Below are 20282 nucleotides of genomic sequence, written 5' to 3' on the forward strand. Positions count from 1 at the left end.
CGTTTCTAACTTCCACTGTTTATATATCATAATTCCATAGTCTTTTGTTTCTGACCTCTCTGAATAGGCGCGAGGTTATAAAAGACTTCTTTTCCTTCTTTTTTCTTTTGTAATACAGAAGGAACACCTTTTCCATTGGCTATAGGAATTCTTTTATCAATGCATTCTTGCAAGCGTTCGCGAATCGTTCGTTCACTACAATCAAAGAATGATGCAAGTTCTTCAACTAAAGTTCGACTTTGAATGGAGCTTCTTAACATCTTAGATATCTGTTGTTGAATTTCAAATAGATCAGCTTTTGTTCTTCTTGATCTTGCAGATTCATCGATAAGATCAGCATCCGCTTCTATAAGCCCATTGGTTTGTTCACAATACTTTATGTGAAAAGGTTCAGGACGTTTACCACCTCGAAACTTTAGTATATTCAATACAATTAAATCTGTAGGTCGTCTATTACTATCTTTTTCAAAACCTATTTGAATAGCAGTAGTTGCTTTGTTAAGTAGTTCTGTACCAAGATGCCCCCTAGCTTTATCTGTACTGCCAGGATTTTCGTGAATCAGTGCTAGAAAAGTAACATCTTCAGAATTAATACTATCGTTCATTAAATCTATCAGTTGCATACTATCGCTTGATCGGTTAAAATCTGGGATACAATCTGTAATGACGTCTAGTATGATAATCACGTGACCTGAATATAACTGTTTTACTCGTTTTATATAAGAGGTAAGTGCAGAAAACCGATCTTTTCTAGGAACTTGTAATAGGGAAATGTAATCAAAATCTTCTGGAGTATCTTCTCTTTGATGCCCTGCTTTTGTTAATATTTGCTGCAAAGCATACGGAAATTGCTCGGTAAGGTTTCGTTCGGTATCGACATAGCAAACAGTTACAGCTTGCGGCTTATTTCTTCTAAAGTTTAATAAGTCACTATCACAATACTCTTTTTTGATCAAAGCACTGCAAATAGTTTCTGCTAATCTGCTTTTATGCACACCTGCTTTTCCCTGTATTACGTTGATTGTTCTTGGGTATAAAATTCCTACATCATTATGGAAGAGTAAGGGAGGTGTTTTATGAATTAGTTTTGCTTTACGTTCAGTAAGTACTTTTTGAGTTTCTAATAATAGTGGCATATAGTCGTTTTCTTTTGCAAGTGTTTTTGTAGATAGTAATTGTATCTCCTCTAGTGGTTCTGGAGCTTCTATAACAACTTCAGGGTTATCTAATGAGTTGCCAAACGCAAAGAAATCTGAGATATCTTTTCCTTTATCTTTCATCGGTTTTTCAGGAAGTATCATTCGTTGCAACCCATAATTATTAGATAGTTTTATAGATTGAGTAATACCGGTATGATCGATATCGTATAAAACGATTACTTCTTTAAATCTGGCTTTTAGATTATCAATAATTTTTAGTGGTGGGTTAGCTGTTTCACTATTAAAACAAATTGCAGCTTCGTTGCGAGCATAAAGCGAGAGTACGTCTTTTTCTCCACCCGTTATAAAAATACGATTTCCTGTTTTTGGAAGTTGCGAGTATCCAAAGATATAAGCTTCAGGTTTGTTGCCTAACCACGCAAAACGAAAGCGAGTATTAAGCGGACAGTAGATTTTGTAACAGTCACTGGAAATCTTATACCCATAGATGGGATTTTGCGAAGTAGCGTTAAAAGAAATACGCTTTCCTTGTGTGTTAATTCTAGTATAATTTTGTAAGGCAGATACGCTAAAATGTTTAAGTATTGAAGCTTTGATTCCATACGGTAACCAATATTCTAAATCTTCAGGTTGCCACGCTTTTTTATGCTGTATTTCAAAGTCAATTTTAGTGTTGTTATAGGAGAGGTTTAAACTAAAATCTTGATTGATCACAATAAGAGTTTCTCTAAAGTCACATCGCTTTAACCGCATGACCAAATCAAAAATATCTCCTTCATCATTTGTAGCAAAATCCTTATATCTCCAATCTCCGTTTTTGGTTTTATAAATATTAAAAGAAGGAGATTTTTGTTTTCTAGCCAAGAAGGGGTTAGAAATAAGCTTTCCGTGTTCTAAAATACCTTTATTATGATACGACTGTAAATAATGGTTAAAAGTATCCTGTAGGTCTATTTTGTTCAGGATATTTTCTTTTGTTAATATATCTGTTTTCATTTTCTTTTGTTTTGAAATTTTTAGGATGCCTTATGATATTCAGAGCTTAATTCTGAATAGAACTAAGACACCCCATATTGTTATTTCCCTAATTGTTTATGCCTTTTTAATTCCGCATTGACTTCATCTATATGGAAATACATTTTATTGCCATATGTGTAGGGAGTCAATTTTAGAATTCCATTTTCTCTCCACCTCCATATAGTTGTATATGAAACTGGTGGATTAAACAATTTCCTAATTTCATTGAGACTATAATATTCGGCATCAGGATTAATAAGCTCTGTCTCTGTTCTGATAAATGTTTTCATATCTGTTTATCATTTTAGCGTTAGATCTTGTTTTTTTCTAGAAAAGCTAGAATGCTCTTCCTAGAGTACAATATGGTACGCCCATGTTGAGAAGCAGTAATGTGATTTTCATATAGAAGCTTTCTTAATTTTCCATTACTCTTTATGCCGAGTAATTGTTTTGCTTCTATAGCGTTTACCCAATCAGAAGCTTTTGGATCTTTAACAGGTTTTTCAGTTTTCTTAACCCTTTGGATTACCTCTTCTACTAGCTTATAAAAAGCTTTTGTTTCGAATACAATGAATTTCCCTTTCATCTTGTTTTTGATTTTAATGAATACTCTTTTAAGTCATTGTACTTTGCAAAGTCAATTATATTGATAGATATCTGTTGTAAATGTTAGATATATAATTGTGAAAAACAATAGGGTTAGAGAGGAGTAGAAACCATAAAGGTTAGGAGTACATTTTTTAATGCTATTGTATGCGGAGATATGTTTTTTAATGTTTCCAAATGTAATTATATGTAAGTGACTTTTCGGTTGTAAAATCGAGCGCAACACTAATTTTTAACAAAAAAATAACTTTTTAAGAGTGCTTTTTTGGAGGTTTTTGAGTGTTTGAAGAGGCCGGTTTGTGCGTAAAAACGTCAAATGGGGTTGGTTGGGGGTTAAATAGTGTTAATACTTAACAATTAATATTAGTTGATTTTGAATACTGTATTGCCAAATTTTGCTTTAAAACCTCCAGCTTATTAATAATTTCTCTTTCAGTTTTCCATTTGTACCTATTATAGTCTTTTATGAGAAATCTGATAAAAGAGAATAGCATAAAAATTGAGAATGTAAACAGGAGTAAAGTAAAATAGAGTACTATACTTTCTTCTGAAAGTAAATCTTTAATGGTTAATTTTTTTAAAAATAACTGCCATATAGCTGCCACTAAACCTGGGAAAATTGTTATAGCCCCACTCCAATAAACAAAGGACTTTTCAGTTTCATTTATTTTGAGCTTTATTGATTCTATAAATGAGTCAATAAGATCTAGGTCGTTTCTATTTTTATTCAATAGACCTGAGGTTATTAAAGAATTATAAAATAAGGTAACCTTATAATCGAAATATGCAGTAGTCCACCAAGGTTTAAAAAATCTTTTAGAAGGCAGTAATTCTTTTTTACGTTCTTTAAAAGCAATTTTAAGAATTAGTTTTTTGCCTATTGGATTCACAATTAGCAGATTGGTTGTCAGTAAGGTCAATATGCTTAGAACGATTGATGAAATTACGAATATTAGACTGATATCTTTTAATCCAAAACACCAAGCGTAAGCAACCCAAGAAACAATAATTGTAAAGAAAAGACTAAGTATAGGTGAGTAATGTAAAAACCGAAGATATGGAGTATTGAAAATCAAAGTTTTATCTGATGCAATTTGTAAATGACTATAAATGTTTTTCATATCTAATTTGTTACCATTTGGAGGCAAATAAGTAATAATTTATAAAGCTTGTTTTATTAAACTCATAATGTATTCAAGGTTCTCATCATCTTTTAAATCTATTTCATAATCTCCATAACCATAATGACCTTTGCCTGATACATCAAATGCGATTTTTTTTGGTTCATCGATTTCTCCCCATTTTGCATTTATCCATAACTTTATATTTTTCTTCTGTAAGTGTAAATAGACTACGTTACGATTATCCTTCTTAAAAGCAACATATAATTTTTTATAGACAATATCTAAATCGTCTGCGAGAGAAACTATAGCATCTCTATATACTTCATACAATTCTTGGATGTAATCGGATTTGTCATTTATGTGATCCTCTTCGGTATATACTTTAATTTCCTTGGTTACAGCTTCAATTTGTGTGTTTCTGGAAGACAAAGGCTTGATACTTTCAGCAGACTTACTTTTCTTAACCTGGTTAATGCTTATCAAATTGTTTTCGTAACGTTTAACTTCCCATAATTCTATGGCGATATCTTTAAAGTTTGTTGCTGTTCTTTGGTTTTCTGTAAACCCTGTTGAAACAAAAGCTACTCGTGTTTGACTCCAATCTACATCCGTGCGTTTTAATGATTGTTTAAGCGTTTCGTTATATTCAATAATAAAGTCTGCTTTATTTTCAAGCATCAAACTCAAGTAAGTGAAGCCTTGATCAACTACACTTATGTTCTTACTGCGTTTATACTCTATTATAATAAAGGCATTGGACTGAACATCATAAGCGAGTGTATCAATTCTCTTATTTTTGATTGTAAATTCAGATTTGACAAACTGGATACCCATTATCATTTCCAAGTTTTTTTCAAAAACCGATTGTATGTTTCTTTCCAGTTTGAAAGGCTTCTCCTTAACACTTTTTAAAATATTTGATTGGCTATTATATAAATTCATAATCTAATTTCTGTTTGATTTTAAGCTAAATTCTGCTCTAGTCGATTTTTCCATTTTTCCCAAGTAGGCATTACTGTATGCAATGTATTATAAAACTCTTTATTATGGTTGAGCACTATAAAGTGGCACATCTCGTGAATTAAAACGTACTCAATACATTTAGCTGGTGCTTTTATTACTTCTGGATTAATAGTTAACTTATCTACGGTATTACAGCTTCCCCAGCGTTTTGCCATTCTTCTAATTTCAATCTTTGGCATTTTGAAATCATACTCCTTAAATTTTAAATAGGCTTCTTGAGCAAGTGTATTGAACTTTCTTTCTGCATGTTGGTAATACCAATGTGCTAACAACTTTTTAACTTTAGTAGGGTTGACTTCATCTTTACATATCACCTCTAATTTTCCAGCTTTTAGCTTTACTTGGTTAACAGATCCTAAGCTTACCTGTAGCATATAGGATTTACCTAAGTAGTAATGGGTCTCGCCAGAAACATATTCTCTCTCTGGTGTGCGAGGTAAAAACTGTTCAAAGTATTCTTGTTGCTTTACAATCCATTTGGCTCGTTTTTCTACTTTCCGTTCAATGTCTTTAAACGAACTTTCTATTGGTGCAATAATATGTACTGAGCTATCTGGATGTACCTCTATGCCCAGTGTTTTGCGACTGGATCTTTTCAATTCAAAAAAAATCTCTTGGCTACCGTATGCTATCTTATACATCAAAAATTATTTTTTGCTACTCTTAAACACTTGATTAAAATAGTATCTATTTCATCGAAGCTTATTTCTATACCAAATTGAGTTCTTTTGCCAATAAGGTAGTCTTCAATTTCGTTTTCCATTCTATTTTGGATATCAACATTTTTTTTCCAATCTGTTATAATCAAATTATTTACTATTACTTCAATTTCAAGACTCGCTTCTGCCACTTTCTTTTTACTAATTTCCTTATCTAGTTTTTTATTGAGGACTTCGTTTAAGACACCATAAAAAGCGCGTGCACGTGGATTGTTTTGCAGACCATCCGGTATACCATCTTGATAACCATTAGCCAAATCATCCCGAGTTTTTTGCATCGCTTCTAGGTATTCTTTCTCCGTAAGCCTTCCATCGTAAAAATTCTTTATCGTTTCTTCTATGAGTTGAGAGAGCTTCTTATAGAAAGCCTCATCTTTCTCCATATTCTCGGTAATCACCTTTTTCATTTGGTTTGCTATGAAATCTGCCTTTGAAGCGGGTGATTTGCCATAGGTTTCCAATGCTTCCTCAACCATATTTTTATCAAATATGTTTACATCTCTAGTAAGTATCTGCACTTCATCTGCATCTATATACGTATCTAGAAGTTTGCGCACTCTAGGCTCATATTCTTTATAGGAAACCTTTTCAGCATATCTAAATTGTACTGATAAACGTAGGCTTTGAAACTTCTTTAATTCACTTTTATAAAACCCTATTTGTTCTGTATTAAATTCTGTATAGAAATCATCTGAAGCTAATGCAGTTTGTAATATTCTTGCAAATGCAGATACTTGGTCATAGAATTGATCCCGTAAATTCTTTTCTGCAATATGCCTTTCTAAAGCTTCTATGTCATTTTTATTATAGACTCCTTTAAAAACATCCCACACCTCGGCGTGACGTATGGGTACTTTCCTTATTTCATCTTTAACATCTACTACCGTATTTTTCAAGTCTTCCTTATCAAAATCTTCTAAAGCACTGTACTCTGTTAATGCCTCGTCTAGTTTTCCTAAAACCCCTACATAATCTATAATATGACCATATTCTTTACCATTAAACAATCTATTTACACGTGCAATTGCTTGCAATAGATTATGAGCTACAAGTGGCTTGGCTAAATAAAGTACAGTGTTTCTAGGCGCATCAAATCCTGTTAGTAATTTACTTACTACAATGATCAGTTCGACCTCATTACTTTCTTCTTTGAATCGGTTAATTACCCAATTTTCATAGGCTTCTTGATCGTTAAAACGTTCTAGAATTTGTTTCCAATATTTTTGTGATTCACTCGTCGTTTCAGACCAAACATCATCATTGTTTTGTCTGCTATCTGGCGGTGTAAAAACGACTCTAGTGTTTATCTTAACATCATGATCAGTCTGCGACTCAAAGTACTTTTGGTATTTAATGGCAGTGTCAATTTTTGGAACTGCTAATTGTGCTTTAAACCCAGTCCCTTTCCAGTTTTCGCGAAAGTGCTTCGAAATATCATACGCAATTTCTTCAATGACATGGTCAGACTCGTATATCTTACCAATGGTAGCAAACTTCTTTTTTAAATCCTTTTGAGCTTCTTCACTTAAAGGCGCTGCCAAACGTTCAAAGCCTTTGTCGATTTGCTTTTTATTGATGGTTAATTTTGCAGATCTTCCTTCATACAATAAAGGTAGAACTGCGCCATCTTTTACTGCCTGATCTATGGTGTATTTGTGAATGAAACCACCAAACTTTTTAGAGGTGCTTTTTTGAGATTTCATTAAAGGTGTTCCTGTAAAACCTATGTACGAGGCATTAGGAACAATACGTTTCATATTAGCGTGTGCTGAACCATATTGACTACGATGACTCTCATCTACCAGAACAAAAATATTTTGAGACTCATCTTTAAAAGATGCTCTTTTAGTAGCAATTTCAAATTTATCAATTATAGTGGTTATGATTTCATTGCCTTTATCTTGTAGAAGCTCTACCAAATCATTCCCGCTTTTTGCTTTTTTAACGTACTTACCGCAGTTGACAAAGGTTTTAAAGATTTGTTTGTCTAGACTTATTCTATCTGTTACAATGATCACTCTAGGTGATTCTATGGACGGATCTAATGCTAATGCTTTTGAAAGCATCACCATTGTCAATGATTTACCGCTACCTGTAGTGTGCCAAATGACACCTCCGTGACGGTTTCCTTCTTTATTTTTAGTTTTTACACGTTGTATAGTTTCTTGCACTGCAAAGTACTGCTGGTAACGACATATTTTTTTTTCTGAGCCATCAAACACGATATATTTATAGGTCAAATCTAATAGTCGCTTTGTGCTACATAACGCATATATGCCCTTATCCTGTTCTGTTACCAAACGGTCTTCAGCAGGTGTTGTATTTGTTTTCTTTTTTAAAAGTTTTGAAATTTCTTTCTCTACATTCTCTTTCCAAACAGACCAAAACTTAGCTGCAGTGCCTGTCGCTCCATATTTTACTTTGTTAGGATGCACGGCTAACAAAAGTTGTGTATAATAGAATAGTTTAGGTATTCCTTCTTTTTCTTTTTGATTACGGATATTTTGAGAGATAGCTTCTTCTAGGGAATTGTTTTTATCTCTGCGTTTATTTTCTATAACTACAAAAGGAATACCGTTTACAAAAAGCACAATATCAGGACGACGTTTTCCTTTACCACCTTCTACCTCAAACTCTTCTGTAACGTGGAAAACATTATTTTCTGGATGTTCCCAATCAATATAATTCACGGTATATGCCTTACGATCCCCTTGTACAGTTTCATTAAAGCTTTTGCCTAATGTAATCAAATCATATACACGTTCATTGGTTTGTACTAATCCTTCGTTAGGTACGTTTTTAAGTGCATTAATAGCGCCTTGAATACTTCCTGTAGAGAATTGATACGACTCTCCTTTATAATCAAAGGTATTAATCTTTGATAGTTGTTTGGTTAACACAGTATCTAGCAACACATTAGTAAATAATTCACCACGGGCGGTAAAAACTTCTTCTGGTGACAAGTAGTGCCAGCCCATTTTTTGAAGTAAGGCTAAAGCTGGTTTTTGTGAGTCGTTGTATTCGCTATAATTTGCCATCTTATCTTTCTTCAGCGCCTCTGTGATTGAAATTAGGCGGTGTATTTTTATATTTATTAGTATCCTGAAATTGAACTAAGGTCGATTGAAATTCTCTCAAATCAGCTATGTTTATTTTCCCAACAAGTACTATACTATTAATACCGCCTTTTAACCTGAGTATATCTTTTAGAGCGGTTTTCTTTGGAATTGTAATTCTTGAGTCTCCAAATTGAGAACTATTAGATTGAATAAATGCACAATGGACATCTCTAGAAACACTTTCGGCTATGTTTGAAAAGTAATTAACATCACGATTATATTCAGATGCAAACAATATGTCAATCTTCCCTTTAAAAAGTGCTCTATGCTCAATATCTGCTAACTCATAGCAATTATAACAACTAAAATGTACACCACGCCACACGAAATGCTCATAATAATAAGGTGTTGCCTCTGGAATTTCTCTTCCTTTACTTAGAATTAGACTTTGCTCACCTGGTGAGTAATGATTTTTCAACCTTAAACTTACAATACAATCTTTAATACCATTATGCTTTATAGGTAGACAAGTCACCAAGTAATTAAAGGCTTTATTGTTTACTGTCATATGCTCTAAGCCCATAATTAACATTCTTTGCTTACGTCTAGCTTCATCAGTTAATTGAGGTAACCAAGGATATGGTACACTTACTTCTGGTAATATTAATGCGTCAGCTTTTGATTTTTCTGCTGCATTTAGTATATCTATTAAATCGTCGCGTCTATCTGTTGATTCGTTTGGTTTTAGAAAAAGTGATTTGATAATATTCTCCTCTTTAACAACAGTATTTGCAACTGCGACTTTAAAATCTTTAAGGTTTCTATTAGATTGCGGAATAACAATTTTTCGTGTTGCGATTGTCTTAATAGGATCAGAAACTTCATCTTCAATTTTAAAATAATAGTCTCTTAGACTTTCTTCAAAATCTGCAATCTCTTTTTTATTTTTTATTAATCTTATTGTATAATTAGTCTCAAAGAAACTTTTAAAAGAATTACTTAGAATACTACTATCACTATCCACAGCAGATATATCATCACTATATGCGTTTGATATTAAATATTTTAGATTCTCAAGTAAATTAAACTCGTAGAAGTAAATATACCTTGGTGCATATTTTAATTTGTTTGGATCTAGTTCTAAACTTGTTACATCAATTTTATTTATGCGTAAAAACTGATGATTAATAAAATTAATATTATTGTTATTTTCACTTATGAGTTTTGTATAGTTTAATAATGGAATAGCAATAAATCCATTTCTGAATAAATTTGAACTTACATAAGCACGTCTAATTGCATTTACTTCACCATCAAATGATTTTCTTAAAGTATTACCTGTAATTTTTTCCTTTTTATTCTCCCACCATTGCTTAGTTAAAAACTCTGAATTTAAAGATGTTGCTAACGCACTACAATTCATCAAATATTGTGTTAAATAGAATTGTGTCTGTTCTACATTTTCATTTGTCAAATCACCACTTGGAACAATTTTTTCAATATTGCGAGATACTTCGCTAAAGAATTTCCAAAATGAATCTTGGTCATTTGTAATTACAAAATATGTTAATGCCTTTTCCCAGATTGATGAAAACTCTAAGCTGATTAAGCCTTTAAAAAAGGTTAGGATTTGATCTGCCGTTTTTTCATCTTTCTTTTTACCAGACAGTAATGTTACTTTTATCTTTTTTGCTAAAAAAACTGCTGCACCATATTTACTTTGTTTAATGTCAGTTACACTTCTTAACTTGTTAATAGTGTCTGAATACGTTAGCTCATACACACTTTGATCAAAGTCTTCATTTATATCACCGTTAGCAGGTAGAAACCAAAAAGCACTTGAGTTTTGTTCAATTTTTTTCTTGAACATATCTAACACTGCTTGCGACTCTTTACTCTCAAAAGCGTAAAAAAGTATCTTCTCTCCCTGTATTTCTATGTTTGGGTCACTTATAAATTTATATTTTTTATCCTTGAAAGCAACTTTTTCGGGTTGTTTAAAAATTTTACGCCCGACAAAGTATTTTTCAAAAAAAGCTTCTACTGAAGATGAATATTTTGAGTCAAATTTTTTATCCAATTTGGAATTAGCAAGAACAATCTGAATGTCATCCACGTAACGACCATAATATGCAGGTGCAAGCTCTTTTTTAATAAGTTCATCAAAAGCGTGTAAATACCAATTAGCTAAAATACCTGATGAGAGTAAACCTATTGGTAGGATATTTTCGTTATTCTTAGGACACTTTTTAGCGTAAACACGCATTATTTCAAAAAGAACATCTGTAAGTTCTGTTCCTTTATTTTTATTGTTTTTAGATATTACAGATTTGAGGTCTTTTTGAATTTTCTCATCTATTTTAATATTATAATAGTACTCCTTTATGTCTAAGGATATAATAACAACATCTGTGTTTTTTTCAGTTACGCTTTTTGCTGTTTCAATACCATTATCTCTCCACTTTGGGTATTGCATAAAATAAGGTTTGAATAACCTTAGGCCATCAACGACTTCACCACTTTCTTCATTCAGTTCTAACTGATAAGCATAGTTGTTTTTTTTATATAAATTTTGCAAAGCATACCCTTCGTTTATAATCCATAGAATGGATACAATGTGTATCTCTATTGGGCAATTAATAAAATAATTTACTTTTTTAAGACTGTATTGAGAGTCAGAAAAGTTATTGCTTATTACTAGTCCTTCATCTTGAAAATTAGACAATTGTTCAAAAGATTTTGGTCCTGTCCAACAATCAATTTGACTTACTAAATCTTTAAAATATTTGGATTCCATATTTGGATTCCTTAAAAATCGAGTTAGCTTTTCTAGTCTTTGGTCAAAACTTAGTGTATCTTTTGATTCAGTAGCTGACTCAAAATGAGCTAATTGCCGCCTAATAAGCAAAGAGAAATTATCATAATAGAGATAACTCTTTAATTTTCTATATGCCGCATCTACCAGTTTTCTATTTATTCTCATCTTAACTTTGGTCTTAATTCTAAAATATCACCTTCAGTTACGATAGGCGAAGTAGCTGCCCAGTTGTTTATTTCATTTAAAATTTCATTAAACTGTTCTGGGCTTGCCTCCTTGATCTTTCTTCTAAAAGTTCCTATTTGGTTTAATGATGATTGTACTACCTCATCACTAAGTGTCTTTACCGCAACTTTTACAGTATGTATTGCTGTCGCTCTGTCTAATAATTCCTTTTTCATAATCTCTATTTTACAATAAATAGTCTATAAAAGTTAAAAGTGCACTTTTTTAGAAAATTAAATTTCAACTCTTTTCTGTCCAGTTAATAACTGCTGCATTAAGCCTTGTTTTTGCTCCATTAAGGCATTTTTGTATTCAACTATATTTCTAATCTCTGTGTCATAGCTTGACAAGATTTCTACAACTTTGCTTTGTTCCTTAATTGATGGTAGATTTAATTTTAACCGACCATACTCTTTACTGTTTATTCCGGGTTGTCCACTTCTAACAGACATAGTTTTCACCCAATCCCAATAAGGTTTAGTTTGCGTGAAAAATTTCAAATAGTTAGCATTTAATTTGCCTGGTATTGGTTTGAATTTTATTAAAAACCCTGCATAAACTAATACACCATCCACCTTTTGGTAGAGGTAAGTTTTGCCTGTAGTGTTTCCTGTTCTTGCAAAAACGATATCACCATCCTCTAAAACATATTCTTTCCAATCTTTTGCTGAAACACTTACTTCTTTTTCTGGTGAATAATTTCCATCATCATCAATATCAGTAATTCTTAAATACCTTGGTAAATCATTTGAAAATTGTACAGCTGCTGCACCAATACCATATTTCCCCTTAACAATACAAACATCTTCAAGCTTCACTTCTTCCCACTCCTCCGTATACCCAAAAAACCGTTTCTTTCCAGTTAGCAACTGTTGCATCAACCCATTTTTAAGTTCTTGTTTTTGTACAATAAGTTTTTCTTGAGCAGCTATGGCTTTATCCCAAGTGTTTAGGATACTGGCTATTTTTTGTTGTTCTGGAAGTGTAGGCAAAACAATTTTAAATTTTTGAACATTACCTTTGGATATCCCAAAAACCTTACTTCCTGTAGCTATAGTTTTTAAAGCTTTTTTTACAATTGGATTTTTAAAAATGTATGTTCTAAATCCTTCTACAGTTAATCCTGCTTTATCTCTAAGCGCGAATGTGTGCAAACCACTAATTACGCTCTTTTCTGCTATATTTTGTAATTCTATAGCTGTTCCGACTCCATCATAATCTTCAGAAGCATCTGCAATGATTACATCTCCATTCTTTAAATATTGTACTGAAGATGGTAGTATTACATTACTATTTAACTTTGGGACATTTTGTACTTCTTCTAAATCAAGAATGGGAGTTTTATATGTAGCGTGAATATCTCCGTAGTGTATATAATAAGTGTTGTTTTCATCATCATAGTTAAGTTGATTCCTTGAAAACGAAGTTGTTTTTAAAAACTCAAAAACTTCAGCTATAGTTGGTGTAGACCAACCTTTAGGAATCCATCCTAACTTGGTTTGTTTATATCCTTCCTTTGCTAAAGCCGTATTATTATTTATATCTGTCTCTGTCATTAAAATCTATGCTTAAATAGTTGGTATAATGGATATAGTTTTTCAAAATCATTCATCACCGTAGTTACTATATTACTATCTGAAATAGCTTTATCGTCAGGTTTGTATAAACGCCCAATTCTGAAATAATAAAACTTAGGATTGTCTTTTAGAGTAAAATCTTTAAGATCGGCAGCATCTTTAAAATCATCCACAGGAACTTCTTCATTCGCAACAGTGACGGTAAATTCATTATCTAGCTTTTGGACAAGTTTATAATAGGTATCTGCAAATACTTTATTTGTTTTAAGTTGTTCACGTATATATTTTCTATCTAAATAGCTGCCATCGTTTTTACCTACACGTAATTCTACCCATAAATAATCTTTTAAAACTAGTATCTCTAGTCGCATATGATAGAGCGATGTCATATTTTCTCCAAAAGCATTTTTGTATTGCTCTAATTCTTCTTCACTACGTCCGTAATGTAACCATATTGCATTCAAGCTGCTGGATGCACGTTCGTTATGCCTGAAAGAAGAGGTTAAATGTTGCGACTGGTGATGTGCATATACTTCCCAACCTTTCTTATTCATTAAAGGGTAAACACGACTGTGTAGTTCTTCTAGCTTGCTACGTACTTCTAGTCTTTCGCTTATTGGACCAGGTTCATCCAAAATAGGTTTAGGTGCTGTGAAGGCATCGTAATGCTCAAAAGTGAAAAACTGACCTGTGAAATTATAATCGTTTAATGCTACTTTGTCTTTAGTGACACCTGTTGCTTTTTTAAATTGTTTGGTAATGGATTGTAATTCTTTTTCTTTATCGCTTCTTTCTGCATAGAACAGGCTATACTCATTTAACCACTGTTGTTCTAAAGTCGTTCCTAACTTATAATAAGTTTCAAACCAGTCCAATAATTCTTGAACAGCATCAGTATCTTCTATTTTTAAACTAAGTTCTATATTAGTAAGAAGGCCTCCTTTAGTACAATTACCAGAACCCAAAAAGGCTGTCCAGTCTTCATCTATTCTGAATAAATATAGTTTTGGATGAAAGAATTGTTTTTTTATATCATAGATTTTAGTTGCTACATTTTTATCGATTAGTTTTTGTAATGCTGAAGGCTGAGTAGGTAAATCATAACCCACTAGAATTTCGAAAGCACAATCTTCATCTCTATTATCAAATAACTGTAGGCCATAATCTGTTAACATCGCCACCGCAATGCATATTTCATCTGCTTTACGGATGAAGTTTTTAAATTCTGTTTCTAGTCTTAGTACTTTTTTCATAATTATACACAACCACAATCTGGCTCTGGCTCTGGAATTAAATTAAAGGGAAGTGTACAGCTATCTGTCCAATCTTTAAGTTTACAATTTTCTATCCACTGACCATCTTCATTATACAAGTCTATAGAAATGTAACCTGATCCGTCATCACAAAACCCAGCATCTATTCTGAATTTTTCACCTTGCTCGTCTGTTGCATATACTGTGCAAGTCCTGCATTCATCACAGATATTTGTTTTCACTTCTTGTATAATAGATTTTACACTCATACTATTTAATGCTCTGTATATAGTGGTGCATCGGTAAGGTCACTCACCATAGACGATTTGTAAAAGTCAAACCACTGAGTAAAGAGTTCCCAACTTAGCTTGGGATAAGCACGCTCATCAGTCCATTGGCCAAAGAGTTCATTTAAAAAAATGAGTTTCCAATACTTTTTTAATTCCTTTTTTGGGTTGTCCAGAAAGATTTCGTCCTCCAACAGGTAACTATTGTAGTCGTTAATATCGCTGGCGCGTACAGGTTCAAGATCGAGAGTTAAGGCATTGCTCAAGTCGTAAAAAAGTTGTTTTGGCTTTACGAGTAATAGACTGCGATTGATGGTAGCATATATAGTCATTTATTTCTTCTTTTTTATTTTTTTAGCAAGTACTTTAAGTTCTTCCAATTCTTTTCGATCTGCTTCTAGTGCTTCTTCTTTTTTGCGTAACTTATCATAAGCTACATAATGAGCAATTACTTTTTTTTCCATCACCTTATGTGCTATTTTCCCCGATGTATTAAGCACAGGAAACTCATTAAAGGCAATAAGTTTATCTAAATTATTTTGCCAGTAGGACATCGTTAGATCCTGTTGGTTTTTTACCCTTAGTTCTGCTTGTTCTAAAAATATGACTACCAATCTATTCAGGCTGTCCAGTTCATCTGCATTGAGATAATTCTTTGCTGTAGTGATGTCTTGTTTGCGTACTATATTGCCTTTCCAATTTGTTAATCCCATGTTAGGTTTGCGTGCATCTGCTCTAGAGACTATTAGCTCTGCTGCAGTTTTTCGAGTAACTGCAAAAAGTAATTTGTTTTGTGCCGCCGCAAAAAACATTTGTGTGGCTTTATCGGTTGGGTCGTAATCACTACTTAAACTAAAAAGGTCACGTACTTTTTGATAAAAACGTTTTTCAGAAGCTCGTATATCGCGAATACGATCTAGTAATTCATCAAAATAATCTGGACGGCCATCGGGATTTTTGAGTCGTTCATCATCCATTATAAAACCTTTACGCATATACTCTGCTAGATTACGCGTAGCCCATTGTCTAAACTGTACACCACGATGGCTACGCACTCGATAGCCAATGGCGAGTATCATTTCTAACGCATAAAAAGTTACTTTATATTCTTTACCATCAGAGGCAGTTGTTAAGTAATCCTTAACAACTGAATTAGGAGTTAACTCCTTGTCTTTTAGAATACTTTTAATATGCATACTAATGTTAGGAACAGAGGTGTCAAAAATTTCGGCCAACTGTTTTTGATTAAGCCAGACGCTACCGTCACGCTCAAATAGTGCCACAGACGCTTTACCATCGGTACTGGTGTAAATAATAATATTGTTTTGTTCGTTATCCTCCATATTCTTAATCTTTTGCATTTCAGTATTAATAGCCCAACTCTTTTAAATGTTTGTCCATTTCGGCTCGCACTTCTACCAGTTCTGTTTCTAATTGCTCAATATTTTTTTGCACTTCTGCAATATCTACTGGTTCTTCTTCTTCAAAGGTGTCAACATAACGTGGTATGTTAAGGTTGAAGTCATTCTCGGCTACTTCTTCAGGTTTTATTACAGAACTATATTTTTCTTTTGTAGTGAACTCTTTATAAGTAGTCACAATTTTATCTATATTTTGTGGACGTAAGACATTCTGCTTCTTTCCGTCGTCAAACTCTTTACTGGCATCTATAAATAGAATATCTTTAGTCGTTTTTGCCTTGTTGAAAATTAGAATTGCTGCAGGAATACCAGTGCCATAAAATAGATTGGTTGGCAAGCCTATCACAGCTTCTAGCAAATTTTCTTCAATAAGTTTTTGTCTTATTTTTTGTTCTGCACTTCCCCGGAAGAGTACGCCATGAGGTACAATAACACCTACTTTACCAGTTGGTAATGTTGTTTCTATCATATGCAGAATAAAGGCATAATCTCCTTTAGACTTAGGCGGCACACCGCGAAGAAAACGTTTATAACGATCTGCTTCCGCATTTTCGTGACCCCACTTATCAAGGCTAAACGGTGGATTTGCTACCACAATGTCAAACTTCATTAATACATCGCCTTCTTTTAGCTTTGGATTATTTATGGTGTCACACCATTCAATCTGTGCAGAGTCCATACTGTGCAAAAAGCAGTTCATTTTACTCAATGCCCAGGTATCACCATTAGATTCTTGACCATATATAGCAAAATTATTTGTAGGATTGTCTTTAGCATCTTTGGTTTCTTCTGCTACCTTTATCAATAAAGAACCCGATCCACAAGTTGGGTCAAAAATGCGATAACCTTCTTTTGGTGAAACTAGTTTTGCTAATAGACTAGACACCTCTTTTGGTGTAAAAAATTCCCCACCTTTTTTACCAGCACCTGATGCGAATTTTTCCAAAAGATACATATAAGCTTCTCCAAGGATATCCTGTTTCCCTTCCCAAAGTGATGGACGAAAATCTAACTCTGGCTTTGCAAAGTCATTAATCAAGTTTTTAAGACGACGGTTTCTGTCTTTGGTCTGCCCTAATTTATCAGAGTTGAAACTAATATTTCTAAAAACACCATCTAATTTTTCGATATTACGCTCTTCTATTTGCGCAAATATCTTGTCAATTTTTTCACCTATATCTGTATCGTTTCTATGCTCATAAATATAATCAAAAGAACAGTTATCGGGTAGTACAAAACGCTCGCGCTTCAACTTTCTTTGGATTAGCTCTTCATCATCACCATAACGTTCTTTAAGTTCGTTATAATGATCTTTCCATACATCACTTAAATACTTAATAAACATAAAAACAAGAATGTAATTCTTGTATTCTGATGAATCAAATGCACCTCTAAAAGTGTCACACGCATTCCATAATGCGATATTTATTTGATCTTGTGTAGGTTTTATTTTGTTTGACATTTTACAATACGTTAAAAAGTTGAGTGGTAGTTAATTTGTTTTTCAAGTCTGATATTTTACTGTTTATTGCTAATTCTTTATTATGAAGGTTTGCAATTTTGGCAATTTTGGCTTGTAGCTCTAATGAAGGAAGTGCAATAGGTGTGTTCTCTAGTGTTGTCTTATTAATACTGGTAACATAAGTTCCTGCTTCATTTGTTTTAAAGTAGTTTTGAACTTTGGATTGATTTATATACCAGGCTATAAAGTCTGGATTAGCTATATCCTTATTTACTTTAAGTACAAATATAGCTGATGAAGCAATAGTTGGAATATCATCTAAACCTTTAAATACTATTGCAAAATTGTTAGTACCCTTTGCTATAAAAAGAACATTACCAGTTTTTAAATAGTATTTGCTTTTTATTTTTTCGCTATCAATAAGAAAACAATCATTTCCTATAGATGTATAATTATCTTCAAAATCTTTTAGTTGTATTATACGAACACCTCCATTATGGACGTGTTTAATTTTTCCCCTAAAAGAGTACCCAGAGGACAGTCCCTGGTAAGATAAAATTGATTTTAAATTAATTATTTTACTTCGCATATTTTAAAATACATAATCACTATGATGCAAATATACGCATACTTTATTAATTACGCAATAATAAATACACATAATCATTATGATGCATTTTTTATGTGTATTTTTATTTCTTGTGTTTGCAGTATTATTAAACTTTTTTTAGAGCTCAATTCAGGGGGGCAAAAATGTATAATTCTTTCTATTTAGACTAATAAGGATATTGAACTATTGCTAAAAGTTGTGTGCGAATTGAATTCTGGTATGAATTTTAGTATTGAGAAGTTTGTGAAAAGTATGACCTATGTATGACCCCAAACAAAAAACCCAGATCAGCTGATCTGGGTTTTCCTTTACAGTGCGGGCGGGGAGACTCGAACTCCCACACCTCGCGGCACTAGATCCTAAGTCTAGCGTGTCTACCAATTCCACCACGCCCGCATTAATACCTTTATAAAACTTAGGACTATTTATAAAAGCGAGTGCAAATATAAACAATACTTTTAAAATAAAAAGTCTCAGTAAATTTTTTTAGTACTTTTAGACAAAATTAATTCAATCCAATGCAAAATATTAAATCTTACGTTCAGGAACATAAAGAGCGTTTCATCAACGAGCTTCTTGAATTACTAAAAATACCATCTATTAGTGCAGATTCTGCATATAAGAATGATGTTATTAAGACTGCTGATGAAATTAAGAAGAGTCTAGAAAATGCAGGTTGTGATCTTGTAGAGATATGTGAAACTCCTGGATATCCTATAGTTTATGGCGAAAAGATAATAAACCCTGATCTTCCTACTGTTTTAGTATATGGTCACTATGATGTACAACCACCTGATCCAATTGACCTTTGGGATAGTCCACCTTTTGAACCAGTAATTAAAAAAACCGAATTACATCCAGAAGGCGCAATCTTTGCAAGAGGTTCTTGTGACGATAAAGGGCAAATGTATATGCATGTTAAGGCAATGGAATTAATGACTAAGACAGATCAACTTCCTTGTAATGTTAAGTTTATGATCGAAGGAGAAGAAGAAGTTGGAAGTAATAGCCTTGGTTGGTTTGTAGAAAGAAATCAAGAAAAATTATCGAACAATGTAATTCTTATTAGTGACACTGGGATGATTGCAAAAGATGTTCCTTCGATTACAACAGGATTAAGAGGGTTAAGTTATGTAGAGGTAGAGGTTACAGGACCCAACAGAGATTTGCATAGCGGATTATATGGAGGAGCGGTAGCAAATCCAATTAACATTTTGACTAAAATGATAGCTTCATTACACGATGAGGATAATCATATAACAATTCCGGGATTCTATGATAAGGTAGAAAACCTTTCTACAGAAGAGCGTGCAGAAATGGCAAAAGCTCCATTTTCTTTGGATACTTATAAAAAATCATTAGATATCAATGCTGTATACGGAGAAGAAGGATATACAACTAACGAACGTAATTCAATTCGTCCAACATTAGATGTGAACGGAATTTGGGGCGGATATACAGGAGAAGGAGCTAAAACGGTTATCGCAAGTAAAGCATACGCTAAGATCTCGATGCGTTTAGTGCCTAATCAAGATTGGAAAGAAATAACAGAACTCTTTAAGAATCATTTCGAAAGTATTGCGCCAGAGGCAGTAACTGTAAAAGTTACTCCGCATCACGGAGGACAAGGATATGTAACTCCAATAGATAGCATTGGATATCAAGCAGCGAGCAAAGCATACCAAGATACATTTGGTAAAACTCCTATTCCGCAAAGAAGTGGAGGAAGTATTCCAATCGTTTCTTTATTCGAAAAAGAATTAAAGAGTAAGACAATTCTTATGGGATTTGGATTAGATAGTGATGCAATCCATTCCCCTAATGAACACTTTGGTGTTTGGAATTATCTAAAGGGTATAGAAACCATCCCGTTGTTTTATAAATATTTTACAGAATTATATAAATAACAAAGAATTTTTTA

At 32.9% G+C, this 20282-nt stretch carries 17 protein-coding genes and 1 tRNA gene; 1 reads left to right on the plus strand and 17 read right to left on the minus strand.

Annotated elements, in window-relative coordinates; all coding sequences use genetic code 11:
- Positions 1 to 26: 26 nt before the first annotated feature.
- The 17 genes from H526_RS0110515 to H526_RS0110595 all read right to left on the minus strand — a co-directional run bounded on the left by H526_RS0110515 (position 27) and on the right by H526_RS0110595 (position 18757).
- Entirely contained in the window at positions 27 to 2156 is a 2130-nt protein-coding gene (locus H526_RS0110515; RefSeq protein WP_027392967.1) for a toprim domain-containing protein, read from the minus strand.
- Positions 2157 to 2236: 80 nt separating this feature from the next.
- Entirely contained in the window at positions 2237 to 2467 is a 231-nt protein-coding gene (locus H526_RS0110520) for a helix-turn-helix domain-containing protein (protein ID WP_027392968.1), read from the minus strand.
- 20 nt (positions 2468 to 2487) lie between these two features.
- On the minus strand, positions 2488 to 2763 hold the full coding sequence (locus tag H526_RS0110525) for a helix-turn-helix domain-containing protein (RefSeq protein ID WP_035085226.1): 276 nt from the start codon (positions 2761 to 2763) through the stop codon (positions 2488 to 2490).
- Positions 2764 to 3133: 370 nt separating this feature from the next.
- Positions 3134 to 3904: a hypothetical protein gene (locus H526_RS0110530; RefSeq protein WP_027392970.1), complete on the minus strand. Its 771-nt coding sequence runs from the start codon at positions 3902 to 3904 to the stop codon at positions 3134 to 3136.
- 39 nt (positions 3905 to 3943) lie between these two features.
- Entirely contained in the window at positions 3944 to 4849 is a 906-nt protein-coding gene (locus tag H526_RS0110535; protein WP_027392971.1) for a DUF5655 domain-containing protein, read from the minus strand.
- Between the two features lie 20 nt (positions 4850 to 4869).
- Positions 4870 to 5571, minus strand: coding sequence for a M48 family metallopeptidase (locus H526_RS0110540; protein WP_035085230.1), 702 nt, complete (start codon positions 5569 to 5571; stop codon positions 4870 to 4872).
- A complete protein-coding gene (locus H526_RS0110545; RefSeq protein ID WP_035085232.1) occupies positions 5571 to 8687 on the minus strand; it encodes a type I restriction endonuclease subunit R in 3117 nt (1038 codons plus the stop codon). Before H526_RS0110545 ends, H526_RS0110540 begins: the two co-directional genes overlap by 1 nt.
- A gap of 1 nt (position 8688) precedes the next feature.
- Positions 8689 to 11691 carry an RNA-directed DNA polymerase gene (locus H526_RS0110550; RefSeq protein ID WP_027392974.1) on the minus strand — a complete coding sequence of 1001 codons (3003 nt, stop codon included), beginning with the start codon at positions 11689 to 11691 and terminating at the stop codon, positions 8689 to 8691.
- Positions 11688 to 11927, minus strand: coding sequence for a hypothetical protein (locus H526_RS0110555; protein WP_027392975.1), 240 nt, complete (start codon positions 11925 to 11927; stop codon positions 11688 to 11690). The genes H526_RS0110550 and H526_RS0110555 overlap by 4 nt, the downstream gene beginning before the upstream one ends.
- Positions 11928 to 11984: 57 nt before the next feature.
- Complete coding sequence (locus H526_RS30785) at positions 11985 to 13307, minus strand: restriction endonuclease subunit S (RefSeq protein ID WP_027392976.1); 1323 nt, start codon at positions 13305 to 13307, stop codon at positions 11985 to 11987.
- Positions 13307 to 14581, minus strand: coding sequence for a phospholipase D-like domain-containing protein (locus H526_RS0110565; protein ID WP_027392977.1), 1275 nt, complete (start codon positions 14579 to 14581; stop codon positions 13307 to 13309). The genes H526_RS30785 and H526_RS0110565 overlap by 1 nt, the downstream gene beginning before the upstream one ends.
- Positions 14582 to 14583: 2 nt before the next feature.
- Positions 14584 to 14850, minus strand: coding sequence for a hypothetical protein (locus H526_RS0110570; RefSeq protein WP_027392978.1), 267 nt, complete (start codon positions 14848 to 14850; stop codon positions 14584 to 14586).
- A gap of 5 nt (positions 14851 to 14855) precedes the next feature.
- Complete coding sequence (locus H526_RS31750) at positions 14856 to 15062, minus strand: hypothetical protein (RefSeq protein ID WP_155839663.1); 207 nt, start codon at positions 15060 to 15062, stop codon at positions 14856 to 14858.
- Between the two features lie 138 nt (positions 15063 to 15200).
- Positions 15201 to 16211 (minus strand): virulence RhuM family protein, encoded by a 1011-nt coding sequence (locus H526_RS0110580; protein ID WP_027392980.1) that lies wholly within the window; start codon positions 16209 to 16211, stop codon positions 15201 to 15203.
- Between the two features lie 25 nt (positions 16212 to 16236).
- Positions 16237 to 17751 (minus strand): type I restriction-modification system subunit M, encoded by a 1515-nt coding sequence (locus H526_RS0110585; RefSeq protein WP_027392981.1) that lies wholly within the window; start codon positions 17749 to 17751, stop codon positions 16237 to 16239.
- A 1-nt stretch (position 17752) separates the two neighbouring features.
- A complete protein-coding gene (locus H526_RS0110590; protein WP_027392982.1) occupies positions 17753 to 18340 on the minus strand; it encodes a restriction endonuclease subunit S in 588 nt (195 codons plus the stop codon).
- 335 nt (positions 18341 to 18675) lie between these two features.
- Positions 18676 to 18757: transfer RNA gene (locus H526_RS0110595), tRNA-Leu, on the minus strand.
- 122 nt (positions 18758 to 18879) lie between these two features.
- Here H526_RS0110595 and H526_RS0110600 point away from each other — a divergent pair.
- Positions 18880 to 20268 (plus strand): dipeptidase, encoded by a 1389-nt coding sequence (locus H526_RS0110600; protein WP_027392983.1) that lies wholly within the window; start codon positions 18880 to 18882, stop codon positions 20266 to 20268.
- Positions 20269 to 20282 lie beyond the last annotated feature (14 nt).

The sequence above is a fragment of the Aquimarina latercula DSM 2041 genome, from assembly GCF_000430645.1.
In the GTDB taxonomy this organism is placed as follows: domain Bacteria; phylum Bacteroidota; class Bacteroidia; order Flavobacteriales; family Flavobacteriaceae; genus Aquimarina; species Aquimarina latercula.